Annotated in this window: 22 protein-coding genes; 8 read left to right on the top strand and 14 right to left on the bottom strand. The window is 71.0% G+C overall.

Going from position 1 to position 24513, the window contains the following annotated elements:
- Positions 1 to 22: 22 nt before the first annotated feature.
- Genes B9O00_RS11490 through B9O00_RS11520 form a run of 7 tightly spaced genes read right to left on the bottom strand, consistent with a single transcriptional unit; the run spans position 23 to position 8994 of the window.
- Positions 23 to 1012, bottom strand: coding sequence for an FAD:protein FMN transferase (locus B9O00_RS11490; protein WP_085122814.1), 990 nt, complete (start codon positions 1010 to 1012; stop codon positions 23 to 25).
- Positions 999 to 1589 (bottom strand): nitrous oxide reductase accessory protein NosL, encoded by a 591-nt coding sequence (locus tag B9O00_RS11495; protein ID WP_089229620.1) that lies wholly within the window; start codon positions 1587 to 1589, stop codon positions 999 to 1001. The genes B9O00_RS11490 and B9O00_RS11495 overlap by 14 nt, the downstream gene beginning before the upstream one ends.
- Positions 1586 to 2413 (bottom strand): ABC transporter permease, encoded by an 828-nt coding sequence (locus B9O00_RS11500; RefSeq protein WP_085122815.1) that lies wholly within the window; start codon positions 2411 to 2413, stop codon positions 1586 to 1588. The genes B9O00_RS11495 and B9O00_RS11500 overlap by 4 nt, the downstream gene beginning before the upstream one ends.
- The gene (locus tag B9O00_RS11505) at positions 2410 to 3327 is read right to left on the bottom strand and encodes an ABC transporter ATP-binding protein (protein WP_085122816.1); all 918 of its coding nucleotides are present in this window, start codon (positions 3325 to 3327) and stop codon (positions 2410 to 2412) included. Before B9O00_RS11505 ends, B9O00_RS11500 begins: the two co-directional genes overlap by 4 nt.
- Entirely contained in the window at positions 3324 to 4595 is a 1272-nt protein-coding gene (locus B9O00_RS11510) for a nitrous oxide reductase family maturation protein NosD (protein WP_085122817.1), read from the bottom strand. Before B9O00_RS11510 ends, B9O00_RS11505 begins: the two co-directional genes overlap by 4 nt.
- A 4-nt stretch (positions 4596 to 4599) precedes the next feature.
- Complete coding sequence (gene nosZ, locus B9O00_RS11515; RefSeq protein ID WP_085122818.1) at positions 4600 to 6507, bottom strand: TAT-dependent nitrous-oxide reductase; 1908 nt, start codon at positions 6505 to 6507, stop codon at positions 4600 to 4602.
- A gap of 30 nt (positions 6508 to 6537) precedes the next feature.
- Complete coding sequence (locus tag B9O00_RS11520; RefSeq protein ID WP_085122819.1) at positions 6538 to 8994, bottom strand: NosR/NirI family protein; 2457 nt, start codon at positions 8992 to 8994, stop codon at positions 6538 to 6540.
- A gap of 177 nt (positions 8995 to 9171) precedes the next feature.
- Here B9O00_RS11520 and B9O00_RS11525 point away from each other — a divergent pair, with 177 nt between their 5' ends.
- The gene (locus B9O00_RS11525) at positions 9172 to 10152 is read left to right on the top strand and encodes a ferritin family protein (RefSeq protein WP_085122820.1); all 981 of its coding nucleotides are present in this window, start codon (positions 9172 to 9174) and stop codon (positions 10150 to 10152) included.
- 31 nt (positions 10153 to 10183) lie between these two features.
- Here B9O00_RS11525 and ubiV read toward each other — a convergent pair whose 3' ends face one another.
- The 3 genes from ubiV to ubiT are packed head-to-tail and all read right to left on the bottom strand — an operon-like array spanning position 10184 to position 12694.
- A complete protein-coding gene (gene ubiV, locus B9O00_RS11530; protein WP_085122821.1) occupies positions 10184 to 11110 on the bottom strand; it encodes a ubiquinone anaerobic biosynthesis protein UbiV in 927 nt (308 codons plus the stop codon).
- Positions 11111 to 11147: 37 nt separating this feature from the next.
- On the bottom strand, positions 11148 to 12167 hold the full coding sequence (ubiU, locus tag B9O00_RS11535) for a ubiquinone anaerobic biosynthesis protein UbiU (RefSeq protein ID WP_085122822.1): 1020 nt from the start codon (positions 12165 to 12167) through the stop codon (positions 11148 to 11150).
- Positions 12164 to 12694 carry a ubiquinone anaerobic biosynthesis accessory factor UbiT gene (gene ubiT / locus B9O00_RS11540; protein ID WP_200808475.1) on the bottom strand — a complete coding sequence of 177 codons (531 nt, stop codon included), beginning with the start codon at positions 12692 to 12694 and terminating at the stop codon, positions 12164 to 12166. The genes ubiU and ubiT overlap by 4 nt, the downstream gene beginning before the upstream one ends.
- Positions 12695 to 12950: 256 nt before the next feature.
- Here ubiT and B9O00_RS11545 point away from each other — a divergent pair, with 256 nt between their 5' ends.
- Together B9O00_RS11545 and B9O00_RS32460 are read left to right on the top strand one after the other, a co-directional pair.
- Complete coding sequence (locus B9O00_RS11545) at positions 12951 to 13907, top strand: DUF5996 family protein (RefSeq protein ID WP_085122823.1); 957 nt, start codon at positions 12951 to 12953, stop codon at positions 13905 to 13907.
- A gap of 226 nt (positions 13908 to 14133) precedes the next feature.
- Positions 14134 to 14961: a hypothetical protein gene (locus B9O00_RS32460; protein WP_143596210.1), complete on the top strand. Its 828-nt coding sequence runs from the start codon at positions 14134 to 14136 to the stop codon at positions 14959 to 14961.
- A 215-nt stretch (positions 14962 to 15176) separates the two neighbouring features.
- On the opposite strand, the gene B9O00_RS11550 is transcribed toward B9O00_RS32460, so the two are convergent.
- Positions 15177 to 16310: an acyl-CoA dehydrogenase family protein gene (locus tag B9O00_RS11550; RefSeq protein WP_179243919.1), complete on the bottom strand. Its 1134-nt coding sequence runs from the start codon at positions 16308 to 16310 to the stop codon at positions 15177 to 15179.
- A 287-nt stretch (positions 16311 to 16597) separates the two neighbouring features.
- Here B9O00_RS11550 and B9O00_RS11555 point away from each other — a divergent pair, with 287 nt between their 5' ends.
- From B9O00_RS11555 to phnE, 5 genes are all read left to right on the top strand, one after another.
- On the top strand, positions 16598 to 17320 hold the full coding sequence (locus tag B9O00_RS11555; RefSeq protein ID WP_143596211.1) for a GGDEF domain-containing protein: 723 nt from the start codon (positions 16598 to 16600) through the stop codon (positions 17318 to 17320).
- Positions 17321 to 17379: 59 nt separating this feature from the next.
- Positions 17380 to 17862, top strand: a complete 483-nt coding sequence (locus tag B9O00_RS11560) for a DUF6505 family protein (RefSeq protein ID WP_085122825.1) — start codon at positions 17380 to 17382, stop codon at positions 17860 to 17862.
- Between the two features lie 152 nt (positions 17863 to 18014).
- On the top strand, positions 18015 to 18866 hold the full coding sequence (gene phnC, locus B9O00_RS11565) for a phosphonate ABC transporter ATP-binding protein (RefSeq protein ID WP_085122826.1): 852 nt from the start codon (positions 18015 to 18017) through the stop codon (positions 18864 to 18866).
- Between the two features lie 72 nt (positions 18867 to 18938).
- Positions 18939 to 19964, top strand: a complete 1026-nt coding sequence (phnD, locus tag B9O00_RS11570) for a phosphonate ABC transporter substrate-binding protein (protein WP_085122827.1) — start codon at positions 18939 to 18941, stop codon at positions 19962 to 19964.
- 72 nt (positions 19965 to 20036) lie between these two features.
- Complete coding sequence (gene phnE / locus B9O00_RS11575; protein WP_089229619.1) at positions 20037 to 20864, top strand: phosphonate ABC transporter, permease protein PhnE; 828 nt, start codon at positions 20037 to 20039, stop codon at positions 20862 to 20864.
- A gap of 12 nt (positions 20865 to 20876) precedes the next feature.
- Here the strand turns inward: phnE and B9O00_RS11580 are convergent, their stop codons facing one another.
- The 3 genes from B9O00_RS11580 to aspS all read right to left on the bottom strand — a co-directional run bounded on the left by B9O00_RS11580 (position 20877) and on the right by aspS (position 24472).
- Complete coding sequence (locus B9O00_RS11580) at positions 20877 to 21926, bottom strand: agmatine deiminase family protein (protein ID WP_085122828.1); 1050 nt, start codon at positions 21924 to 21926, stop codon at positions 20877 to 20879.
- Between the two features lie 200 nt (positions 21927 to 22126).
- On the bottom strand, positions 22127 to 22573 hold the full coding sequence (locus tag B9O00_RS11585; RefSeq protein WP_085122829.1) for a hypothetical protein: 447 nt from the start codon (positions 22571 to 22573) through the stop codon (positions 22127 to 22129).
- Positions 22574 to 22687: 114 nt separating this feature from the next.
- Positions 22688 to 24472 (bottom strand): aspartate--tRNA ligase, encoded by a 1785-nt coding sequence (gene aspS / locus B9O00_RS11590; protein ID WP_085122830.1) that lies wholly within the window; start codon positions 24470 to 24472, stop codon positions 22688 to 22690.
- Positions 24473 to 24513 lie beyond the last annotated feature (41 nt).

Consider the following 24513-nt stretch of genomic DNA (forward strand, 5'->3'; position numbering starts at 1 on the left):
CTCCCACCGGAGCCCCGACCTCTCAGACCAGGCGGCGCAGGGCCCCCGGCACGGCGAGATAAACGCCGAGCCCGCCGGCGGCCTGCGCCCGGTCTCGGATCTCGGCCGCCGGCATCAGGCTGAAGGCGGTCGACCAGGCATCGGCGAGGGTCGCCTCCGCCGCGACGACGGTGACGCCGCGGCGCGTCGGCGCGGTCGTGCCGCGGCGCGGGTCGATCAGATGGCTGAAGCGCGCCTCGCGATCGAAGACCGTGCCGTAGCCCCCCGAAGTCGCGACGGCACGGCCGCTGCAGTCCAGGGCGCCCAGCGCGTGCGTCGGCTCGGCAGGATCGGCGATGCCGACCTGCCAGCCCCGGCCGTCGGGCCGGCTGCCGAGGCCGCGGATCTCGCCGAGATCGAGCAGGACGCGCTCGACGCCGTTGCGCCGCAGCAGCTCCGCGACCCGGTCGGTGACGAAGCCCTGGGCGATGCCGTTGAGCGTCACCGCCATGCCCGGCCGCCCGAAGGCGACGCGCTCGGCATCGACCTGCAGGCGGCGCCAGCCGACCAGCGGCAGCAGCGCGGCGAGGTCCGGCGCGGTCTCGCCGCCGGCGGCGAAGTGCTCCTGGTAGCCGCGCCAGAGCGGCTGGACGGTCACGTCGAAGGCGCCGCCGCTGGCCTCGCTCACCGCCGCCGCGCGCTGCAGCAGCTCGACCAGCTCGAGCGGCGGCGGCTCGAGCCGCCCCTCGCGGTTCAGCCGGGCGAGCGCGGAGTCGGCCCGGTAGAGGCTGAAGATCCGCTCCAGGCGCTCGATCTCGTCGACCGCCAGCGCAATGATCCGTCGGGCCTCGGCGGCGTCGGGATGGAGCAGCCGGATCGAGGCGCGCGCGCCGAGCGCCACGCCGTTCCAGTCGTGGACGGCCGTCCGGGCGTGCGCCGAGGGCGGCAGCAGGGCTGCCCCGGCGACGGCGCCGGCGATCGCGATGAAGCGGCGCCGGCTGCTGCGCGGGCCGCGGTGCTCAATGGCTGGCATGATCGTCCTCCTTCGCCGCGGCGTCCGGCCCGGCGCGCTCGGCCGTCTGGCCGTCGCGCCCGCCCTCGCCCAGCACGTAGTCCTGCGGGATCTCGGCGAAGCCGTAGATCGTGCCGCCGCGCTCGGCGCGGAAGCGCTCGGCCGCGGCCCAGTCCGAGAAGGGCACCGCCTCGGCGGCGCCCATGCCGCCGCGTGCCGAGCTGCCGACGACGTAGACGGCGTCGCGCGCCGCGACCCAGGCGCCCGGCTCCGGGTGCTCCCAGTTCCGCGCCCGCGCCATGTCGTTGACGTAGATCGCCGCGACCGCCTTCGACTCCTCGGGCAGCATCGTGTAGGCGAGGGTGTCGCGCACGGACATGAACCACAGGGGCCGGCTCTGGCCGGCCAGGAAGATCTGGCCCTTCGGCCCCGGTGAGTCGGCGACCGCCATGCCGCAGAAGTAGGCGACGGCCTCGACGCCGGGCTCCTGGGGCGGCGGCGGCGCGGCGACGTCGCGCTTGCCGTCGCAGCCGGCCAGGGCGGCGCCGGCGACCAGCGCCAGCAGCAGCAGCGCCGGCGCCTTCAGCCGGATGCTCATGGTTGCCTCCTGTTGAACAGCAGCACGCCGAGACCGAGCGGCAGCAGGATCCAGGCGGCGAGCGCGGCATAGAGCGCCGCCACCGGCAGCTGGCCGACCTCGCCCGGCGCGCTCATCCCCGACAGCAGCGCGGCACCGCCGGAGCCGGTCAGGTTGATCAGGCGGTAGACGTCGGCCGGGTTGAGCAGCAGCAGCGCGTCGAACAGCCCGCCGCTGACGGTCGCGCCCTGGTCGGCGACCAGCAGGCCGAGCAGCGCCGCGTCGTAGAGCAGCACGAAGACCAGCCACAGGCCGACCGCCAGGCCGGCCGCCGTCGCCCGCTCGCGCACAGCGATGCTGGCGAGGCCGCCGAGCCCGACGAAGGCGGCGCCGAGCAGCACCGAGGTCCCGATCAGCGTGGCGAAGCCCGCCCAGTCTGCCGGGTCGGCGCCGCGCGTGGCGAACAGCAGCAGCCCGGCAGCGCCGTAGCCGACGACCGTGGCGAGCGCCAGGATCGCCGTGTGGCCGAGGAACTTGCCGAGCACGATCTGCCAGCGCGCCACGGGATAGGCGAGCAGCAGCAGCAGCGTGCCGCGCTCGGCCTCGCCGACCACGGCGTCGAACGACAGCAGCAGCGCGATCAGCGGCACCAGGAAGATCGTCAGGCCGGCGAGGCTGACGACGACCACGGCGAGCGGCGAGGCGCCGGTCGTGCCGCCCGGCGCGCTGCCGAGCAGGACCAGGCTGAGCGCCAGGGCCGCCAGGATCGCGGTGGTCGCCGCGACCCAGCGGTTGCGGATGCCGGCACGGACCTCCTGGCCGGCGATGGTCAGCAGGGCGTTCATCGGCTCTCTCCGGCGGTCAGGTGGCGGTACAGCGCGTCGAGGCCAGGACTCTGGATCTCGACTTCCTCGACGAGGTCGCGCAGGCGGTCGAGGTCGTGGATCAGCGCCGCGCGGTCGGCAGCCGCCACGGCCAGCTCGAGATGCCGCTCGCTGCGCGCCAGCGGCTCGGCATAGCCGGACAGCCGCTCCAGCACCCGCCCGGTCGTGCAGAACGGCACCTTCAGGCGGACGCGCAGCGGCAGCTGGACCCGCCGGCGCAGCTCGGCCATGTCGCCGACCGCGAGCAGGCGGCCGCGGTGCACCAGGGCGACCCGGTCGACGTGGGGCTCGACCTCGGCCAGGGCATGGGTCGAGACCAGGATCGAGACGCCCTCGCCGCGCAGCCGGTCGATGGTCTGGTAGACCTCGCGCCGCGAGTCCGGGTCGAGCCCGGAGGTCGGCTCGTCGAGCAGCAGGATGCCCGGCGCGCCGATCAGCGCCTGGGCCAGGGCCAGGCGCTGGCGCATGCCCTTGGAGTAGGTGCCGACCCGGCGCCCGGCGGCCTCCGCCAGGCCGACCCGGCGCAGCAGCCCGGCGTTGGCGGCGAGCGGTGCGCGCTTCAGGCGGGCGTAGAAGGCAAGCAGCTCGCTGCCGGTCATCGCGCCGTGGAAGGCGACGCTCTCGGGCAGGAAGCCGAGCCGGCGGCGGACCTGGGCGCCGTGCCGGCCGGCCGGGTCCTCGCCGAGGATGCGCACCCTGCCCGCGCTCGGCCGGATCACGCCGAGGATCAGCTTCATCAGGGTGGTCTTGCCGGCGCCGTTGTGGCCGACCAGGGCGACGGTCTCGCCGGCCGAGAGGCTCAGCGTCGCGTCGTCCAGGGCGGTCAGCCGCCCGTAGCGCTTGGTCAGATGGTCGAGCGTGACGATGGCGCTCATGAGTGCGGCCCTCCCGTGGCCGGTGGCGCCATCAGCGGCGCGCTGTCGACGACCCCGCCGGGCAGCAGCGCCGGCAGGCGCGACTGGGCGAAGCGCAGGGCGGTGATCGCCGGGCTGTTGAGCAGCAGCTTGGCCAGCGGGTAGCGCCAGAGGATGTCGTCGGCGATGTCGTTGGGGCGGTAGGCGCGGTCGGCGATGCCGTCGCCGTTCAGGTCGAAGGCGGCGTTGTCGCTCCAGTAGTTGCCGCGCCCGTCGTGGCTCCACTCGACGGTCCGGGTGCCGACGTACTTGACCTGGGTCCGGTTGCCGACGAAGGCGTTGCCGGAGACCGCGTTGCGCTCCGAGCCGGCGGTGAAGTGGATGCCGATCGGGCAGCCCTGGAAGCGGTTGCCCTCGATCCGGTTGCGGTGGGCGTTGTAGATGAACAGGCACTTGCCGGCGCTGTTCAGCACGACGTTGCCGGTGACCGTCGAATCGTTGACGTAGTTCATCAGCAGGCCGTGGTCGCGGTCGCCCTCGCTGACGTTGTCGCGGATCTCCAGGCGGTCGGAGTACATCAGCGCCCAGGCGGCATGGTTGCCGTGGGAGCGGTTGCCGACGATCCGGCTGTCCTGGGTGTACATGTAGTGGATGGCGAAGCGCAGGTCGGCGAAGCGGTTGTCGCGGAAGACGTTGCGCTTGCTGGTCGTGACGAAGATGCCGTCGCGGCCGTAGCGGATGTCGTTGCCGACGACCTCGGCGCCCGGCGCATTCCAGATCGACACGCCGTTGCCGGCCTCGGACAGGCGCAGGTCGCGACGCCCGACGATCGTGTTGTCCACGACCAGCGAGCCGGCAGCGCCGTGCAGGTAGACGCCGAACAGGTTGTTCTCCAGGCGGTTGCCGCGGATCACGGCGTGCCGGGCGCTGCGCCTGACGAGCACCGCCGAATCCATCGCCGGCAGGTCGAGGCCGGAGCCGGTGATGGTCAGGCCGGTGACCGTGACGTCGGAGGCCGTGATGGTGATCACGCTGCCCTTGCCGTCGCCCTCCAGCAGCGTCCCCTCGACGCCGGCCAGCGCCAGCGGCCGGTCGATCGTGACCGGGCCCCGGTAGCGCCCGGCGCCGAGCCGCACGACGTCGCCCGGCGCGGCCGCCGCGAGCACCGCCTGCAGGTCGTCGCCGGGCGCCGGCCGGAGCTCGGCCGCCGCCGCCGTGGCCGAAGCCACGGCGGCGAGCAGCAGGCCGCCGATCAGGCGGGCAACCGGGCCTGGTCGAAGCCGGGCCATGGCGTCACGCCGCCCTCGGCTCGACCAGCATGCGGCCCTTCATCTCCATATGGAGGGCGTGGCAGAACCACTGGCAGTAGTACCAGTAGACGCCGGCCCGATCCGCGGTGAAGGTCACCGAGGCGGTCGCCTGCGGCGCCACCTCCATGGCGACGCCGTGGTTGGCGACGGTGAAGCCGTGGGTCAGGTCCTCGACCTCGTCCATGTTGGTGATGTAGACCGTGACCTCGTCGCCCTGCTTGACCTTGAAGTCGGTCAGGCTGAAGGCCGGGGCGACCGAGAACATGTAGACCCGGACCTTGTTGCCGTCGCGGATCACGTCCGCGGCGCTCTCCAGGTCGATGCCGTCGGCCGCCGCCTGCTTCCGCGCCTCCTCGAACATCGGGTCCTTGCGATCCCAGATCTGGACCGGGTTGACCTTCGAGTGGTGGACGATGATCGCGTCGTGCGGCTCGGCGAAGCTCGGGCCGTCGTGCACCAGCACCATCTCGTCGCCCGAGATGTCGATCAGCTGGTCGCACTCGGGCTTCAGCGGGCCGACGTTGAGGAACCGGTCCTTGGAGAACTTGTTGAGCGAGAGAAGCCACTTGCCGTCGGCCTCCTTGGTCTCGCCCATGGAGGTGTGGTTGTGGCCCGGCTGGTACTGGACGTCGAGCTTCTGGAGGATCGGGTCGACGTCCTCGCCCTTGAACTTGGCGATCGCCTTCTGGATGTCCCACTTGCAGATCTGGCTGTCGATGAACAGCGTGGTGTAGGCGTTGCCGCGGTTGTCGAAGGCCGTGTGCAGCGGGCCGAGGCCCAGCTCCGGCTCCGCCACCACCGTGTCGCGCGGCTGGATCTTGTCGTCGAACAGCTCCGGGAAGCGCCGCAGGTCGAAGACCGTGACGGTCGGCGACAGCTTGCCGTTGGCGACGACATGGATGCCGTCCGGCGCGGTGTTGAGGCCGTGCGGGCTCTGCGGCACCGGCACGTAGCGGGTGTAGGGCGAGCCGTGGCGGCCGTCGACCACGGGGACGCCGTTGTACTCCTTGTAGTCGCCCTTCTTGACCGCCGCCTCGATGCGCGCGAGGTCGAAGATGACGATCCAGTCCTGCTCCGCGGCGGTCATCTCGGCGAGCGTGACGCCGCCCTCGGAGTTGTAGGAGGTCGAGAAGGCGTACTTGCCCTGGTAGTCGCAGTCGACGTTGTCCAGATTGCCGTCGACGATGACCTGCCAGGCGATCTTCATGGAGTCGCCGTCGATCGCCGTGAACATGCCGACGTACTTCTTCGGATCGTCGAGGATGCTGCCGTCGTTGACCAGCGGCACCCGGTCCTCGCCGTTGGCGAAGACGTAGCCGGTGCGCGGATACTTCTGCGGCCGCAGGCCGTGCACCGACAGCATGTTCGGGATCTCGATGATCTTGTCGCACTTCATGACGTCGCAGCGGATGCGCCCGACCCGGCTGTTCGCCTTGTCGTTCACGAAGAGGTAGCGGCCGTCGTAGGTGCCGTCGGTGAACGACATGTGCGGGTGGTGCAGGTCGCCGTTCAGGTAGACGCCGCCGCGGGTCTCCAGGAACTTCTTCGTGTAGGGCTGCAGGCCCTCGGTCAGGATCTTGCGGCTCTCGTTGGTCAGGCCCCAGCCGGTCGCGCTGCAGCGGTTGAACACCGGGATGCGCATCAGCTCGCGCATCGAAGGCATGCCGAGGATCCGGACCTCGCCGGTCTGACCGCTCGAGAAGAAGCCGTAGTACTCGTCGAGCTCGCCCGGCCCGACCTCCGACTTGGTCGCCGCATGGCCGGTGCCGGGGGCGAGCATCGTCCCGCCGGCCAGGCCGCCGCCGGCGAGCCCGGCCAGCATCGCCGCCTTGGCGGTACCGCCCAGCAGGCCGCGCCGGCTGAGGTTCAACTGCTCTGTCTTGTCTGACATGACTCTCTCCTACTCCTCGAAAAGGGGCCTCTAGGCTTCGGTCGACTGCGACGCCGGTTCGGCCGGCGCCTCGTTTTTTCGGTCGGACAGGCGCGGGCGCGGCGGCAGAGCGACGTCGGGCGCCGCCGTCGAGGGCGCGGCCGTGGCGGCGCGGCGCTCGCGCTTCAGGCGCTTCTGGATCACCACCGGGCACTTGCGGTCGTGGCGGTAGAGCACCTGGCAGTGCAGGCAGGAGATGCACTCGTTCGGATTGATGTGGCCTTCCGGGTGGATGGCCTGCACCGGGCACTCGTTGAAGCAGCGCATGCAGGGGCTGCCGCATTCGCGGTAGCGCTTCAGCCAGTCGAACATCCTGAGGCGCCCCGGGATCGCCAGCGCCGCGCCGAGCGGGCAGAGGTAGCGGCAGAAGAAGCGCTCGACGAACAGGCCGGCGACGATCAGCGCCAGCGCGAAGGCGACGAACCACCAGTCGCGGACGAAGTGCAGGATGATCGCAGTCTTGAAGGGCTCGATCTCGGCCAGCTGCTCGGCCAGCCCGAGCGAGGTCAGCGAGACGCCGAACAGCCCGAGGAAGACGATGTACTTGATCGGCCAGAGCCGCTCGTGCAGGCCCCAGGGCACCTTGACCTGCGGCAGCTTGAGAGCGCGCGCGACCCGGTTGGTCAGCTCCTGCAGCGCGCCGAAGGGGCAGAGCCAGCCGCAGAACGGGCCGCGGCCCCAGAACAGCAGCGCCGCCGCGACCGAGAACCAGAGGATGAAGATCAGCGGGTCGACCAGGAAGTAGGACCACTGGAAGTCGGTCCTGAGCGCGTTCGCGAAGGCCAGCACGTTGACCACCGAGAGCTGCGCCTCGGCGACCCAGCCGAGCCAGAACAGCGTGACCGTCAGGAAGCCGATGCGCAGCCAGAAGAACAGGCGCTCGCGCTTCACCAGGAGGTCCTGGAAGAAGAAGATCGCGGTCAGCACCAGCAGCATGGCGACGAGCACGCCGATCGACACGACCTTGCTGTGCCAGATCCGCTGCCACAGCGGTGTCTCCGGCGCGCCGGCGAATGTGGCCGCCGCCGACGCGGCGCCGGAGGCGGCCTGGGCGGCAGCCTGGGCCGCGGCGGTGTCGGCCGGCCGGGCCGCCGGCGCCACGGTCGCGACGGTCTTGGCGTAGGGCGCCGGCAGCCGGTAGTCGAGGGCGAAGGAGGTGAAGGCCTTGTCCAGGGCGCCGATGCGGCGCTGGACCAGCAGTCGCAGCGTCCAGGTCTCGGCCGGATCGAGCTGCGCACCCTGCGGCACGGTGAAGAGGGCGATCTCCTTGAAGTCGGGCGCGCCGGCGGCGGCCAGCTCGGCGATCCGCTCGTGCTGCTTGTCGCGGAAGCGCACCGTCTCGGCGCCCTGGGTCACCTCGATGCGGTCGAACACGCCGCCGCGCACGTAGCCGGAGCCCTTGAAGGAGTAGCGCCCGCGGCCCATCACCAGCACCGCCGCCTGGCCCGGCGCCAGGCGCTGGCGCAGGCGCTCGTACTCCTCGTCGCCGAGCAGGCTGCGGCCGATCGCCGGCTGCGAGGCCAGGGCGACGTAGAGGTCGACGAAGGTGGCGTCCGGCTTGCCCTTCTCGGGCCGCTTCGCCGCCTCGGCGTTGCCCGAGCGCTCGAAGGCCTCGTTGACGCCGGCGACGGTGACCTGCAGGCGCCGCACCGCGCCGTTGCCGAGCAGGCTCGTCCAGTCGGCGACCGTGCCGCCCTCGGGATCGACGACGCGCTTCGGCGCGGCCGGGGCCGCGGCCGCCTCGGTGCCGCCGAGCAGCCGGGCGGCGATGCGGCCGGCCGAGCGGACGACGCCGTCGCCGATCACCAGGACCGTGACCGTCGCGCCGGAGACGATGTCGACCTCCGGCGCCGCCTCGCCGTGCGCCACGGCCCTCAGCGGGTTGAAGCCGAGGAAGCCGTCGAGGTAGGCCGCGATGCGCTTCTCGGGGATGCCGATCAGCACGATCGGCTCGTGATGCTCGACCAGCCTGGCGCCGACGATGGTGCCGTCGGGCGAGAGGCCGACCAGGGTGCGGATCGGCTTGCCGGAGTAGCCGGTGGTGTTGACCACGTCGGAGGTCAGGTAGACGTAGCCGACGACCTTGTCGCCCTTGAGCGCCGGCACCACCGGCGGCGAGCCCTGAGGCTCGCCGTAGCGGTCGGCACCGGGCACGAGCTCGCCGGCCCGCACCCGGTAGGCGTGATCGCGATGGTAGCCGTAGGCCTTGTGGTCGTGCGCGCCGCGGTCCCGTTCGTCGTCCTGGCGCTTGCGGCCGGCGTCGTCCTGGCTGCGGTCGAGAAACTGCTCGAGGTGGGACTCGCTCGCGGCTCCCGAGGCGTCGGCCGCCCCGGCCGGCGGCGCGGCCAGCAGGCCCAGCCCGACGGTCAGGGCCGCCAGCAGGATCGCCGGCCGGAGGGCCGCGCGGAGCCGCGCTGTCGGGTTCGGGATTGGCTCTGCAGTCGGCATGACAGTCTCTGTCTCGGGGAAGGGTCACGCCCGCCGCCCCACCAGCGGACGGCGGGACCTTCCTCGATCTCCGGCCGGGTCAATTTGCTCCGCATCAAATCGCCGGCAATTCGTCTGTGAGAGTTTGCCGGCGTTCAGTCGGCACTTCCGCCGGCGGCTGTCCCTGGAGAACCGCGCGTGCCCCACGTGAATCGCAGGACCCTGAGCCGGGACCCTTCCGCCCGCGTCGGTTCCCTGGCCGAGCTGGTCGGCATCGCCCATGCCGTCGAGACCGAGGCGATCCGACGCTACCGCTGGCTCGCGCAGGAGATGCGCCGGCGCGACGAGGCCGGCACGGCCGACGCCTTCGAGGCCATGGCCGAGGAGGAGGAGACCCACGTCGCGGCCGTCGAGACCTGGGCCGAAGGCCTGGGAACCGGCGTCTCGCGGACCGCCGACTTCCGCTGGCGGCTGCCGCCCGACCTGGCGGAGAGCTGGGAGGCCGCGGTCGGCAGCGCGCTGCTGACGCCCTACCGCGCCTATGCCATCGCGGTGGACAACGAAGAGCGCGCCTTCGCCTTCTACTCCTATCTCGCGGCGGCCAGCGACGACCCGGCGATCGCCCGCGAGGCGGAGCACCTCGCCAGCGAGGAGCTGCGCCACGCCGCGCGGCTCAGGACCTGGCGACGGGCGGCCTGGCGACGCGAGGCGAGCCGCGGCCGCACGGCCCGGCGCCCGCAGACGCCGAAGGCGCTGGCCGGCTTCCTGGCTGAGCGGGAGGCGGCGATCGCCGCCTGCCATCGCCAGCTGGCCGAGCGCCTGCAGGCGCTGGGCGACCAGGAGAGCGCCGCTCTGCTCGCCGTGCTCGCGGCCGAGGCGGCGGCGCGCACGGAAGCCGGCCGGATCCCGGAGGACCAGCCCGCCTGCGACGCCGAAGACTGCAGGGCCAGGCGCCCGGTCGCCCTGCTGCTGGCCGCGCAGCGGCCGCTCGAGGCGCTCTGCGAAGACCTGGAGGACCTCGAGCTCAGCGCGCCGACCGAGGCCCTGCAGGCGATGGCCCAGACCTTCCTGGCCGACGCCATCGCCCGCATCGCCCGCATCGGCCGCCGCCTGGAGCTCATCGAGGGCGGGCAGGCGATCGGCGGGCCGGGCCGGACGGTCCCCGGCAACGATCGGTGAGCCGGGCCGCGCCCGGCCCCGCCGCCGAGCCTCAGAGCGGCCCGGGGCCGGACACGCGCGCAGCCCCGACGCCGCCCGCCAGGAAGCCGTCGGACAGGGGAGCGATGCCCTGCAGCGCCTGCAGCCGCGCCAGCGCCTCCCCGGCACCGAGGGCGCCGGCCAGGCGATCGCGGTAGAGACGCGTCACGGCGACCATGTCGCAGAGCTGCGGCGACAGCCGGAAGGCGGTCAGCCCGGCGCCGCGCAGGTCGTCGCTCCGCCCCAGGGTCGTCGCGCAGCTGTAGGACAGGGTCTGGACGCCGTTGACCGCGAGGAAGCCCTCGCCGTCGAGGGTCTCGACCGCCAGGCCGTCGGGGTCCTCGGCGCAGACGAACTGGCAGGAATCCTTCGACAGGCCATGGATGCGGGCGTGGTAGCAGCGCCCCGACAGCGCCAGCGGCACCCGGCCGAAGGACCAGACCTCCAGGGTCAGGGACAGCCCCTCGGCCGCCGTCGCGAGCGCCGCGACCGACGCCAGCGGCAGCTCCGGGGGCAGGCACACGCGCCGCGCGCCGCGCTCGGCCAGGAAAGCCAGGGTCGCCTCGTTGTAGACGTTGACCAGGGGGCCGACCGAGAAGCCGCGGCCGGCCGGCAGGAGCCCCAGCAGCGTCAGGTCGTTGACCTCGATCTCGGTCTCCTCCATCGCCGCCAGGTCGGCGGCCAGCCCGCGCTCCCGCGGACTGGTGACCAGCGCCAGGGACGCCAGGGCGACGGCCTTGCCGCCGCGCTGCAGGCGCTCGACCGCGGCGGCGACGCGCTGGGCGTAGAACGGCAGGCGCTTGGAGCAGACGACCTCGCCGAGCACGACCCGGTCGAGATCGGCCTCGTCGGCGATCCGCGCATAGAAGTCCGCCCAGTCGTCGGCGCGCCAGTTGAACAGCACGGGGCCGAGGGTGAGCTCTGGACGGCCGTCGGGCACGAGCGGGTCCTCCTTTCCTCTGCGGCGCCTGCTTCGGCTAGCGCCAGGTCTTGCGATAGGCCCCCGTGGTGGCGCTCTGGCCCTCGCTCAGCCGACGGAGATCGCCGGCCGGCAGGGGGCGGCCCGCGGCATGGGCGTCGATGGCCCGGCGGAAGCTGCCGACGACGGCCTCGATATAGGCCCGGCTGCGCTGGCGTCCCTCGATCTTCAGGGCCGCGACGCCGGCATCGGCGAGCTGCGGGATCAGCGTCGCGGCATCCAGGCTCGCCGGGTCCTCGAAGACGTGGCCGCGATAGCCGCCGGCCGCGAAGGCGCCCTTGCACAGCGTGGGATAGGGTGCCGGCGCCCCGCGCGGCACCCGGTCGATGGTGAAGTCGCCGAGCCGCGCCACGAGCTCCTCGCCCTCCTCGCGGTAGGCGACGTGGCTGGCCGGCGAGCAGACGCCGTTCATGTTCGGCGAGCGGCCGGTCGCGTAGGAGGACAGCGAACAGCGCCCCTCCGCCATGACGCAGAGCCCGCCGAACACGAAGACTTCGGTCTCGCAGGCGACGGCATCGTTGATCGCCGCGATCTCCTCGACGCTGAGCACGCGCGGCAGGACCACGCGCTTGACCCCGAAGGTCTCGGCATAGAAGCGGATCGCATCGGCGTTCGCCGCGGCCGCCTGCACCGAGAGATGCAGCCTGAGGTCGGGATGGCGGTGGGCGGCATAGTTGAGCAGGCCGAGGTCCGCCAGGATCACGGCGTCGACGCCGAGCCGAGCCGCGTCGTCGACCGCCCGGGTCCAGAGCTCGAAGGCCCCGGCGCGCGGGAAGGTGTTGACCGCGAGCAGCAGCCTGACGCCCCGCTCCCGCGCGTGCCGCACGGCCCGCGCCATCTCGTCCCGGGAGAAGTTGAGACCGGGGAAGTTCCGTGCGTTGGTCTCGTCGTTGAAGCCGCAGTAGACGGCGTCGGCGCCGGCCGCCACCGCGGTGCGCAGCGCTGCCGGCGTGCCGGCCGGACAGATCAGCTCGGGACCGGGCCGCTGCCCGGCCCCCCTCGCGCGGGCACCGGTCACAGCGGCGGCCGCCCGGCCCGCGACAGGGCCACGCCGGTCATCCGCTCGGCGAGCGGCACGACCAGGCCGGCCGGCCGCGCGACCAGGGGCGACAGCGGCCCCAGGCAGGCCGCCGCCTCGTCGGGCAGGTCGAGCTCGGCGTCGTCGAGGGCGTTGCGCAGGGCGAGCACCGCCTCGGTGTCGCCCTCGATGGCGAGATCCCGGGAGAAGAACAGGGCGTCGCCATCGAGCCGGCCGTGGATCATCCCAAGCAGGGCCGCCAGCGGCCCGGCGATGCGCGCGTGCCAAGCCGAGCGGAGCACCGGCCGGCCGACGATCTCGACCTGCGGACCCTCGGGCCGCGGCCACAGCCGGACCGCGACCGGCAGGTCCGTCGGATCGATCAGGAAGGTCGCCGAGGCATGCTCCCCGAGCCGCTCGAAGAGATCCGGATGCCGGCGACCGACGCCCGCGACCAGGCGCTGAAGCGCCCAGCGCAGCGCCGGACGCGGCAGCAGCGCGAGCAGCTCGGCCGCTCGCGGCGGCACGGTCGGAATCCCCGGCTTGCCGTCGCCCGCGCCCGCCGCGCGGCGCCCCTCTCGATCCGACCTGAACACGCTCCCGTCCTCCCGCTGCGGCCGCGGAGCCGCGCCAGACGCGTCGACTCCGGGACCGCCCCGGAGGGTTCCACAGCCGCCCGGCCCGGGATTTGATCCAGCGCAAAAGCCGCCGCCCCGCCGCCCGTCGGCGCGCGCCGATGCTATGCTCCGCCGCCGACTCCAGCGGAAAGCAAGGACCGCCCCGATGAGCGTGCCCCCGACGCGACGGCCCGACTGGCCCGAGATCCCCTTTCCGGCCTGGCGCGAGACCTGCCGGCACCTGCACCTGATGACCCAGGTCGTCGGCAAGTACCGCCTCGCCCGCTCGCCCTGGCTCAACCACTCCTGGCACGCGACGCTCTACGTCACCGCGCGTGGCCTCGCCACCGGCCCGGTGCCCGACGGGGCGCGAACCCTTGAGATCGAGTTCGACTGCCTCGACCACCTGCTGCTGCTGCGCGCCGACGACGGCGGGACGCGGCGCCTGCCGCTCGGGCCGGGCTCGCTGGCCGCCTTCCACCAGGCCTTCCGGACGGCCCTGGCGGAGCTCGGCGCCGACCCGCGCTTCGACGGTCGGCCGAACGAGCTGCCGGCCCCGGTGCGCTTCGCCGAGGACCAGGAGCAGCGGCCCTACGACCGCGACGCGGTCGAGCGCTTCTGGCGTGCGCTGCTCGCGATCGACCGCGTGTTCCGGCGCTTCCGCAGCGGCTTCCTCGGCAAGGTCTCGCCGGCCCATCTGTTCTGGGGCTCCTTCGACCTGGCGGTCACCCGCTTCTCGGGCCGGCGCGCGCCGCTGCATCCCGGCGGCATCCCCGCGCTGCCCGACGCCGTGACCCGCGAGGCCTATTCCCACGAGGTCGCCTCGGCCGGCTTCTGGCCGGGCGGCGGCGGGCTCGAGGAGCCGGCCTTCTACGCCTACGCCTATCCGGCGCCGGCCGGCTTCGCCGAGGCCGCGGTCGCGCCGGCGGAAGCCTGTTTCCACAAGGATCTCGGCGAGTTCCTGCTGCCCTACGAGGCAGTGCGCCGGGCCGCCGATCCCGAGGCCGCGCTGCTCGCCTTCCTGCAGTCGACCTATGCCGCCGCCGCCGACCTCGGCGGCTGGGACCGCGCCGCCCTGGACTGCGACCTCGGCGAGCCGCGGCGGCCACGACCCGTCGAGTAGAAAGCTCACTTCATTCCGCCGTGATTGTTCAGTTGTGGCACGCGCAGCGCCTGGGCGCCCAAACCTTCAGAGCACATGCCGGGTCGATCTTTTATCTACGTAAAATAGAATTACTATTCATATATTATCTTTTTGGTTGACATTTGTTTTGACTCCTGCTAGACGAGGCCGATTTTGATGATCTTGCTCCTTTGATCTGCAAACCGGCGGAGATGGAGTGATTTTGATGAGAATTACTATTTTCCGGGGCACTTCAAGAAGATCGATGCTATCAATTTGCGTCGTTCTCTTGGTGATCTGTCCTTTGTTCCGGTCGGCCGCAGCTACAGAGAAAGTGGAATGCTCGGCCCCATTACCAATAGAGATAAATATTAAGCCACCACCTCAAAATATTCCCGAATCACTTGCTCGGTTTCACGGATTTTGGGGAAATGAAAGATGGAATGGATTGTTATGCAATCTTCTTTTTCTCGAAGTGCGCGATAATCAGGGATCTGTCACTGGAATTTACAGCTGGGGCGACAGCCAAAGATTGGGAATTTCGTCTGGTTACATAAATATAGTGGGAACCATCACGGGATCCCGTCTCACCCTCAGCCGGTTTAGCAATGGTGCCGAGGTCACCTACAACTTGACCTCACAAGGGCTGCAAGGAACTTACTTGAAAGATGGGGTGACAAGTTACGTTACACTGATTCACCTCTCTCAGGAGGCAGCATTAAGAGGAAACAAAGTCCGGCAGGAAGACATTCGTGCATTGGTTGGAAAATGGGAGGGGAAGTACGTATTCAAGGACACAGGCGACGGCGGTTACAGCACGCTCTGGGTCCATTCCATCAACGAGGCTGGAGCAGATGTTACAATTGAATGGCGTTGGCCTGTTCAGAGAAGCGACTCTACTCATGTGACGGCTGCACTTGTACGCGATGAAAAGGGCCGCATTATCGGCATCGAGCCCTGGAGAGGAAGCCGGCTGATGTTCAGAGGCAACCGATTGGTTGGAGACCTAAAAATGATACCGGGAATTGCATCTCATACGTTTGAGAAGGACTAATACCGCCCCCCATCTCCCGGGCCACCGGCCTGCAATTCTCTGCGAGTGTTCTCGGCCCATGATATTCATAGGGCACGGAGCTTGATGCTTGTCACCCTCCTGCTCACTCGACAGACTATCAGGTCGCAGACTGTCCAAGTTCTTCCAGTGAAGCCGCTGAACAAACACTGCAAGATCCCATCGGCTGTCGGCACCCAAAGTCCGCCGGTCTGTCCTCACGCCGCCAGCTGCCGCGCCAGGATCAGGCGCTGGACCTCGCTGGTGCCCTCGTAGATCTGGCAGACCCGGACGTCGCGGTAGATGCGCTCGACCGGATAGTCCTCCAGGTAGCCGTAGCCGCCGTGCACCTGGATCGCCGCCGAGCAGACCTCCTCGGCGATCTCGCTGGCGAAGAGCTTGGCCATCGAGGCCTCCTGCAGGCAGGGCCGGCCGGCGTCCCTCAGGGCTGCGGCGTGCAGGGTCATCAGCTCGGCGGCGTGCAGCTTGGTCGCGCAGTCGGCGAGCTTGAAGCCGACCGCCTGGTGCTCGACGATCCGCTTGCCCATCGCCTCGCGCTCGCGGGCATAGGCGACGGCGTGCTCGAAGGCCGAGCGGGCCATGCCGACCGACTGGGCGGCGATGCCGATGCGCCCGCCCTCCAGGCCGGAGAGCGCGATCCGGTAGCCCTGCCCCTCCTCGCCGAGCAGCAGGTCCGGGGTCAGCTCCATCTCCTCGAAGACGATCTGGCAGGTGTCCGAGCCGCGCTGGCCGAGCTTCCGCTCCTTGCGCGCGACGCGGTAGCCGGGCGTCGCGGTCGGCACCAGGAAGGCCGAGATGCCCTTCTTGCCGGCCTCGGGGTCGGTCACCGCGAAGACGATGGCGACCGCGGCGTTCTCGCCCGAGGTGATGAACTGCTTGGTGCCGTTCAGCACCCACTTGTTGCCCTCCTTGCGGGCCCGCGTCCTGATCGCCGAGGCGTCGGAGCCGGCGCCCGGCTCGGTCAGGCAGAAGGCGCCGATCTGCTCGCCGCGCGCCATCGGCTTGAGGAAGCGCTCCTTCTGGGCCTGCGTGCCGAACTTCAGGATCGGCAGGCAGCCGACCGAGTTGTGCACCGACATGATGGTCGAGCAGGCGCCGTCGCCGGCCGCGACCTCGATGAGGGCCAGGGCGTAGGAGACGACGTCGGTGCCGGCGCCGTCCCACTCCTCGGGCACCAGCATGCCGAGGAAGCCGAGCTCGGCCAGGCCCTCGACCCCTTCCTTCGGGAAGCGCGCCTCGCGGTCCCACTCGGCGGCCAGCGGCGCCAGCCGGTCGCGGGCGAACTGCCGGGCGGTATCGCGGATCAGGCTCTGTTCCTCGTTGAGGATCATCGGGACGCTCCTTCCTCTTGCTCGGCCGGGCTCGGTGCGACCGGGCTCGGTGCGACCGGGCTCGGTGCGACCGGGCCCGGTCCGGGCGGAGCATCGGGCGGCGGCCCCGGCGAATCAAGCGGCCGGCCGGGCCGGGCTTGCCGGGCGCCCGGCAGGATTTGCCCGGGCGCCCCGGCAAGAGCTGCCGCACAGGGTCGACGGAGCCAGCGTTTCCGGGGATTCCACCGGTCGGCACGGAGCTTGCTGATGAGCCGCCGGAACGACCTGTCCGCTGGGGGAGACCGACCGTGCCTGACGGCGCCGCCATGCCCTTGACCGCCTTCGAGATCAGCCAGGAGCGGGGTACCGCCTCGCTGCTCGACTTCGACGGCGTCGCGCTCAAGCTGCGCCGCCTCGCCGAGCGGATGGCCGACCAGATCGATCCCGACGCGCGCGCCGCCGCCGAGGAGCTGCTGGCTGCCGCCGAGGAGGCCGAGCGCGCCCTGGTCGACCGCAGCCGCCGGATCCGCCAGCTCGAGAACCTCTCGATCACCGACGAGCTGACCGGCCTGCTCAACCGCCGCGGCTTCCAGGAGATGCTGCGCCGCGCCCTCGCCGACGCCGAGCGCCACGGCGAGGAGGGCCTGCTGCTGCTCTGCGACCTCGACCACTTCAAGGCGACCAACGACTCCTACGGCCACCTCGCCGGCGATTCGGTGCTGAGCGCCGTCGCCGAGACCCTGCGCCGCTCGACCCGCCGCAACGACGCCGTGGCGCGGCTCGGCGGCGACGAGTTCGCCGTGCTGATGCCCAAGACGCCGGTGGCGCGCGCCGAGCGCCTCGCCGCCAAGCTGTCCGACGCAGTCAACCACCTGCTGGTGCCCTGGGGTCACAAGAAGATCCCCGTCGCCGCCTCCTTCGGCTGGGAGAGCTACGACCCCAAGAGCCGTCCCGACCGCCTGTTCTTCCTGGCCGACCGCAAGCTCTACCGCTGCAAGCGCCCCCACGCCCCCGACATCGTCGAGCACTGAGCGGCCGAGCGCCGGGAGTCGATTGCGCCGGCCGACGGATGGCCTAGACTCGCGCGGCCATGAAGCTGCCGCGCGTCGTCCGCCTCGACCAGTCCGACGTCTACGTCTTCACCCGTGCCGCCGAGCCGGGCGAACCGGCGATCCCGGGCGGCTTCGCCTTCCTGGAGAACGACCCCGCGGACCTCGAGGGCGAGGCGCAGCTCGCCTTCCGCAACAGCTGGCTCGGCCTGACCTCCTTCGGCCGCGCCTCGCTGGTCGAGATCGCCGATGTCGAGGAGGCCGATGTCGCCGCCGCCGTCGAGCGCCTCGCCCGGCATTTCGTCGAGACCTACGGCGCGCCGGGCCTGACCGCCGCCCTGCCGGTCGCCCGCCGCGAGCTCGACGAGGCGAGCCGGCTCTGCGAGCACAAGACCGGGACCCTGCTGTCGGTCGAGCGCGACCTCGACGAGGCCGGCGAGATCGTCGAGCGCTTCCGGGTCGTCGAGCCGTCGCGGGCGCCCGACCACGCACCGATCTGGCGCATCGTCGACGAGCCGGAGTGAGCGGCCGGCGCGGCCGCAACGATTCCGTCAAGTCCCGGTGATGTAACCGTCATACCTGCGTCATAACGTCGCTACCGAACGCCGCCAGACTGCGCGGCGACTTCGGTGGGCGCTTGCCCCGCCGGCCAGGATCATCGCTGCCGGGAGAGCGCATGCAGGCGATCGAGATCTCGAGCCTCGCCAAGAGCTTCGGCGCGCAGCCCGCGCTCGCCGGCGTGTCCCTGACCGTCGCACCGGGCGAGATGGTCGCGCTGATCGGCGCGTCCGGCTCCGGCAAGTCGACGCTGATCCGCCACGTCGCCGGCCTGCTCGCCGGCGACCGCGCGACCGGCTCCGTGCAGGTGCTCGGCCGGCCGGTTCAGCACGGCGGCCGGCTGGCCCGCGGCCTGCGCGCCTTGCGCTGCGAGATCGGCGTCATCTTTCAGCAGTTCAACCTGGTCGGACGGCTGTCGCTGCTGACCAACGTGCTGCTCGGCACCCTCGGCCGCGTGCCCGTCTGGCGGGGCAGCCTCGGGCTGTTCAGCGATGCCGAGAAGCTGGAGGCGATGGCGGCCCTGCAGCGGGTCGGCATGGCCGGCTACGCCGGCCAGCGCGCCTCGACCCTGTCGGGCGGCCAGCAGCAGCGGGCGGCGATCGCGCGCTGCCTGGTCCAGCGCGCCCGGCTGGTGCTCGCCGACGAGCCGATCGCCTCGCTCGACCCGGCCTCGGCCAAGCGCGTCATGGAGATGCTGGCCGAGATCAACCGCGAGGACGGCATCACCGTCGTGGTCTCGCTGCACCAGGTCGACTACGCGATCCGCTACTGCCGGCGGGTCGTCGCGCTGCGCGACGGCAAGGTCGTCTACGACGGCCCGACCACGGCCCTGACCCGTGCCTTCCTGCACGAGCTCTACGGCACCAGCAGCGAGGAGCTGCTGCTGTCGGGCGCCGTCGACGAGACGGAGCCCGCGACGGCTCCGGACGAGAGCTACCCGGAGGCCGCGGTCGCCCGCGCCGCGGGCTGAGCGCCGGCCGCCGGTCCATCCCCGCCCCGCTCGAAGGGGGCGGGTTCCCACGCGAAACCAAGGAGGGACGAGATGTTACGCACGCTACTGGCCGGCGCGGCGCTGGCCGCGACGGTCCTCGGCTCGGCTGCGGCCGGCGCCGAGGAGATGAAGGCGATCAACTTCGGCATCATCTCCACCGAGTCCTCGCAGAACCTGAAGGCCAGCTTCGATCCCTTCCTGAAGGACATGGAGCAGGCCCTCGGCATGCCGGTGAAGGCCTTCTTCGCGCCGGACTACGCCGGCGTCATCGAGGGCATGCGCTTCGGCAAGGTCGACGTCGCCTGGTTCGGCAACAAGTCGGCCATGGAGGCCGTCGACCGGGCCGGCGGCGAGATCTTCGCCCAGACCATCAAGGACGACGGCTCCGAGGGCTACTACTCCCTGCTGATCGTCAACAAGGACAGCCCGATCAAGAGCCTCGGCGACCTGCTGAAGGCCTGCGGCCAGGGCCTGTCCTTCGGCAACGGCGACCCGAACTCGACCTCCGGCTTCCTGGTCCCGAGCTACTACGTCTGGGCCAAGAACGGCGTCGACCCGAAGGCCTGCTTCAAGCGCGTCGTCAACGCCAACCACGAGACCAACGCGCTGGCCGTGGCCAACGGCCAGGTCGACGTCGCGACCAACAACACCGAGTCGATCTACGCCCGCCTCGCCAAGACCAACCCCGAGGCCGCCGGCAAGATCCGCGAGATCTGGCGCTCGCCGCTGATCCCCTCCGACCCGATGGTCTGGCGCAAGGACCTGCCGGCCGAGGCCAAGGCGAAGATCTACTACTTCTTCATGACCTACGGCCGCTTCGGCGACATGGCCAAGGTCGAGCACGAGCGCAAGGTGCTGGCCGAGATGTCCGACGGCTGGGGCCCCTTCCTGGCCTCCTCCGACGCCCAGCTGATCCCGATCCGCCAGCTCCAGCTGTTCCGCAACAAGCTGAAGATCCAGAACGACGAGACGCTGAGCGCCGAGGAGAAGCAGCAGAAGACCGCCGCGATCGACGAGCAGCTCGTCGCGCTCGACAAGTGGGCGGCCGTCGTCGCGCCGGCCGGCGCGACCGAGTAGCCGGACCGTCGTCTCCGGGGGCGGCCGCGCGGCCGCCCCCGGCCCTTTTCCCGAACCAAGCGGACGACCGCCATGGCCGACCTGACCGCCCGGATGACCAGCGAGCAGCGGGGCGACCTGCGCCGCGCGCTGCCGCGCCGCGACGCCCGGAGCAGCCTGCTCGCCCTGCTCGGCTGGGCGGCGGCCTGTGGCATCCTGGCCTGGTCCTGGCAGGGCGCCGAGATGCGCCCGGCCGACCTCTTCAGCTTCGCCGGCAACATGGCGGAGTTCGCCGCCGGCTTCACCGACCCCGACTTCCACCACTGGCGGACCTTCCTCGACGGCATGGTGGTGACCATCCAGATCGCGATCTGGGGCACGCTGCTGGCCGTGGTCTTCGCCGTGCCGCTGGGCGTGCTCTGCGCCGAGAACGTCGTGCCCTGGTACGTCTACCAGCCGGTGCGCCGCCTGATGGACGCCTGCCGCGCGATCAACGAGATGGTCTTCGCCATGCTGTTCGTCGTCGCCGTCGGGCTCGGCCCCTTCGCCGGCGTGCTGGCGCTCTTCGTGCACACCACCGGGATCCTGGCCAAGCTCTTCTCCGAGGCCGTCGAGGCGATCGACCCGCGCCCGGTCGAGGGTCTCCGCGCGACCGGCGCAACCCGGGTCCAGGAGGTGATCTTCGGGATCATCCCCCAGGTCCTGCCGCTGTGGATCAGCTACACGCTCTACCGCTTCGAATCGAACGTCCGCTCGGCGACCGTGGTCGGCCTGGTCGGCGCCGGCGGCATCGGCGTGCTGCTCTGGGAGTACATCCGCGGCTTCTACTACTCGGAGACCGCGGCGGTGATGATCTTCATCATCGTCACCGTCACCCTGCTCGACCTCGCCTCCCAGCAGATCCGCAAGCGCTTCACCTGAGCCGGCGGCGGCTCAGTGCACGTCGTCCTTGTCGGCGGCCGGCGCCTCGACGGCGGGCTGCTGCTGGGTGATGCAGTGGATGCCACCGCCGCCGTGCAGGATGTCGAGCGCCGGCACCTGCACGATCTTGCGGTCGGGGAACAGCTCCTCGAAGAGGTCGAAGGCTCGGTCGTCGGCCGGGTCGTCGAAGGAAGGCAGCACGACGCCGCCATTGGCGAAGTAGAAGTTGACGTAGGACAGGCCGAGGCGCGTGCCGTCCTCCTGATAGCGCGCCTTGGGCTGGCGCACCTCGACGACCTCCAGCGGCCGGCCCCGGGCGTCGGTCTCGGCCTGCAGCAGCTCGCGGTTGGCCTGCAGGCGCTCGTAGTTGGCGTCGTCGGGATCGTCGGTGGTCTGCACCAGCACCCGGGCCGGGCCGATGAAGCAGGCGACGTTGTCGACGTGGCCGTCGGTCTCGTCGTCGACCAGGCCCTCGGGCAGCCAGATGATCTTGCTGGCACCGGTATGGCTGCACAGCAGGCGCTCGATCTCGGCGACGCTGCGGCCCGGATTGCGGTTGTCGTTGAGCAGGGTCGGCCGCACCGCCAGCAGGGTGCCCTCGCCGTCGACGTGGATCGCGCCGCCCTCGGTGACCAGGTCGCAGGCGTAGCGCCGGACCTCGCCCCGCGCCAGGATCTCGGCGGCGACCCTGGCGTCGTGGGCATAGGGCCGGTAGCGCTCGCCCCAGGCATTGAACACCCAGTCGACGCCGGCGAGGCCGCCCTTGCCGTCGACCAGGAAGGTCGGGCCGCTGTCGCGCAGCCAGGAATCGTCGTGATCCATCGGCATGGTGCCGACGCCGGCGCCGCACTTGATCGAGGCCTCGGCGACCGCGACCGGGTTGGCGATCATGGTGACGGGCTCGAAGCGCGCGATCGCCCGGGCGACCTCGGCATAGGCCTCGCGGGCCGCATCGAGGTGCTCGCCCCACAGCGCCTCGCGCGTCGGCCAGGCCATCCAGGTCCGCGCGTGCGGCGCCCATTCCGCCGGCATGTAGAAACCGTCGTCGACTGGTCCGGCCATCCAATCCCGCTCTCGGTGGTTGTCCCAGTTGTCCGGCGGCGGCTGCAGCGGGCACGCCGCGAAAGGGCCTCCGGCGGTCGCCGAGCGCCCCCGCGCGGCACTCTAGGCAAGGCCCGGAGGACTGTCCACGCCGGGCTGTACAAGCCTGCCAAGCGACGGCAGAAACCGCCTTAGATCAAGATCTTACAGAAAAACAAGGATCAGCCTTCCTGGCCGATCACGCCCAGGCCGGCCGGGCGCGCGCCATCGGCCAGGAAGGCCGCGTCGGAGGGCAGCCCGGGCCGCAGCGCCTCGCCGTCCTGCGGCAGGCCGTCGGCCAGGAAGGGGGCCGCCGCCAGCTCGATCGCCTGGGCCGTCCCGGTCCCGGCCTCGGCCTGCGCGTCCGGCGCCGTGCCGGGCAGCGGCTCGAGCGCCGCGACCGCGGTCTCGTAGGTCGGGCTGTCGAGGCAGTAGCTGCCGTCGGTGACGATGTTGAACAGCGCGCAGTCCTGCTGGGCCACGATCGAGATGCCGTTGTCCGCCACCGACTTGCCGGTCGCGGCATAGCTGCCCGCGTCCATCATCAGAGAGGCGATCGACAGGGCCGGCGGCACGGCACAGCCCGCCAGCGGCAGAATCAACAGAACCGCCAACAGGATCTTGCGCATGCCGGTTGAATCCCCCCCAGATTTAATGAGGATTCTATCCTTGCCTCGATTCCCTTGTCAAAAGCTTAAGGTTAATCCTTGTCCGCGCAGGAAAAAATCCGCGCCGGCCTCCCCTTATTTCTTCACCGGCGGCAGGGCCAGCTTCAGGCTGAGCTCGCGCAGCCGCTCCGGCGTCGCCGCGGCCGGCGCCTTCATCATCAGGTCCTCGGCCCGCTGGTTGAGCGGGAAGGCGATGATCTCGCGGATGTTCGGCTCGTCGGCCAGCAGCATGACGATGCGGTCGATGCCCGGGGCCGAGCCGCCGTGCGGCGGCGCGCCATAGCGCAGGGCGTTGAACAGGCCGGCGAAGCGGGCCTCGACCTCCTCGGCGCCGTAGCCGGCGATCTCGAAGGCCTTGACCATGACGTCCGGCAGGTGGTTCCGGATCGCGCCCGACGACAGCTCCACGCCGTTGCAGACGATGTCGTACTGGAAGGCCTTGATCTCCAGCGGATCCATGGTCTCCAGCGCCTCGAGCCCGCCCTGCGGCATCGAGAAGGGGTTGTGCGAGAACTCGATCTTCCCGGTCTCCTCGTCGAGCTCGTACATCGGGAAGTCGACGATCCAGCAGAAGCGGAAGGCGTCCTTCTCGATCAGGTCGAGCTCCTGGCCGAGCTTGCTGCGGACTTGGCCGGCGAAGGCGGCCGCGGCCTTCGGCTTGTCGCAGGCGAAGAACACCGCGTCGCCGTTCTTCAGGCCGGCGGTCTCCATGATCCGGGCGACGCGGACCGCCTCCAGGTTCTTGGCGATCGGGCCGCGCGCCTCGCCCTCCTCGCCGTAGACGATGTAGCCGAGGCCGGCCTTGCCCTCGTGCTGGGCCCAGGAGTTCAGCTTGTCGAACCAGCTGCGCGCCTGCTTCGCCGCGCCCGGCGCCGGGATCGCGCGGACCACCGCGCCTTGCTCGATCAGGCGCGAGAAGATGCCGAAGCCGCCGCCGGCGAAGTCGGCGGTGACGTCGACGATCTCGATCGGGTTGCGCAGGTCCGGCTTGTCGCTGCCGTACTTCAGCAGCGCCTCGTCGTAGGGGATCCGCGGGAAGGGCGGCGGCGTCACGCTGCGGCCCCGGCCGAACTCCTCGAAGACGCCGTGCATGACCGGCTCCAGCGCCGCGAAGACGTCGTCCTGGGTGACGAAGCTCATCTCGAAGTCGAGCTGGTAGAACTCGCCCGGCGAGCGGTCGGCGCGCGCGTCCTCGTCGCGGAAGCAGGGCGCGATCTGGAAGTAGCGGTCGAAGCCGGCGACCATCAGCAGCTGCTTGAACATCTGCGGGGCCTGCGGCAGGGCGTAGAACTTGCCGGGGTGGATGCGGCTCGGCACCAGGTAGGCGCGCGCGCCCTCCGGGCTGTCGGCCGTCAGGATCGGCGTCTGGAACTCGGTGAAGCCCAGCTCGATCATGCGCCGGCGGATCGAGTTGATGACCTGGCCGCGCAGCACGATGTTGCGCTGCATCTTCTCGCGCCGCAGGTCGAGGTAGCGGTAGCGCAGGCGCGTCTCCTCGCCGGCGTCCTCCTCGGCGTTGACCTGCAGCGGCAGCGGGTCGGCGGCCGACAGCAGCTCGACCGCCTCGATGCGCAGCTCGACCTCGCCGGTCGGCAGGTTCGGATTGACCGTCTCGGCCACGCGCTCGACGACCTTGCCGGTGAAGCAGACCACCGACTCGCTCTTCAGCGCCTCGACCTCGGCGAAGAGGGGCGCCGAGACGTCGACCACGCACTGGGTGATGCCGTAGTGGTCGCGCAGGTCGACGAACAGCAGCTGGCCGTGGTCGCGCTTGCGATGGACCCAGCCCGACAGGCGGGCCGGCTTGCCGGCGTCTGCGGCGCGCAGCTGGCCGCAGGTGTGAGTGCGATAGGCGTGCATTCCCAGGCTTCCCGAGGGTTCCGAGCGAGATGGCGATGGTC

This window comes from Tistlia consotensis USBA 355 (assembly GCF_900177295.1).
GTDB lineage: Bacteria > Pseudomonadota > Alphaproteobacteria > Kiloniellales > DSM-21159 > Tistlia > Tistlia consotensis.

Bases quoted from the DNA above. Each gene is read 5' to 3' on its own strand.
- B9O00_RS11560 (WP_085122825.1), top strand. From the start codon at position 17,380: ATGAAGCTGCCGCGCGTCGTCCGCCTCGACCAGTCCGACGTCTACGTC.
- B9O00_RS11550 (WP_179243919.1), bottom strand. From the start codon at position 16,310: ATGATCCTCAACGAGGAACAGAGCCTGATCCGCGATACCGCCCGGCAG.
- B9O00_RS11490 (WP_085122814.1), bottom strand. From the start codon at position 1,012: ATGCCAGCCATTGAGCACCGCGGCCCGCGCAGCAGCCGGCGCCGCTTC.
- B9O00_RS32460 (WP_143596210.1), top strand. From the start codon at position 14,134: ATGAGAATTACTATTTTCCGGGGCACTTCAAGAAGATCGATGCTATCA.
- B9O00_RS11585 (WP_085122829.1), bottom strand. From the start codon at position 22,573: ATGCGCAAGATCCTGTTGGCGGTTCTGTTGATTCTGCCGCTGGCGGGC.
- aspS (WP_085122830.1), bottom strand. From the start codon at position 24,472: ATGCACGCCTATCGCACTCACACCTGCGGCCAGCTGCGCGCCGCAGAC.
- nosZ (WP_085122818.1), bottom strand. From the start codon at position 6,507: ATGTCAGACAAGACAGAGCAGTTGAACCTCAGCCGGCGCGGCCTGCTG.
- B9O00_RS11580 (WP_085122828.1), bottom strand. From the start codon at position 21,926: ATGGCCGGACCAGTCGACGACGGTTTCTACATGCCGGCGGAATGGGCG.
- phnE (WP_089229619.1), top strand. From the start codon at position 20,037: ATGGCCGACCTGACCGCCCGGATGACCAGCGAGCAGCGGGGCGACCTG.
- B9O00_RS11545 (WP_085122823.1), top strand. From the start codon at position 12,951: ATGAGCGTGCCCCCGACGCGACGGCCCGACTGGCCCGAGATCCCCTTT.
- phnD (WP_085122827.1), top strand. From the start codon at position 18,939: ATGTTACGCACGCTACTGGCCGGCGCGGCGCTGGCCGCGACGGTCCTC.
- B9O00_RS11500 (WP_085122815.1), bottom strand. From the start codon at position 2,413: ATGAACGCCCTGCTGACCATCGCCGGCCAGGAGGTCCGTGCCGGCATC.
- phnC (WP_085122826.1), top strand. From the start codon at position 18,015: ATGCAGGCGATCGAGATCTCGAGCCTCGCCAAGAGCTTCGGCGCGCAG.
- B9O00_RS11505 (WP_085122816.1), bottom strand. From the start codon at position 3,327: ATGAGCGCCATCGTCACGCTCGACCATCTGACCAAGCGCTACGGGCGG.
- B9O00_RS11510 (WP_085122817.1), bottom strand. From the start codon at position 4,595: ATGGCCCGGCTTCGACCAGGCCCGGTTGCCCGCCTGATCGGCGGCCTG.
- B9O00_RS11520 (WP_085122819.1), bottom strand. From the start codon at position 8,994: ATGCCGACTGCAGAGCCAATCCCGAACCCGACAGCGCGGCTCCGCGCG.
- B9O00_RS11495 (WP_089229620.1), bottom strand. From the start codon at position 1,589: ATGAGCATCCGGCTGAAGGCGCCGGCGCTGCTGCTGCTGGCGCTGGTC.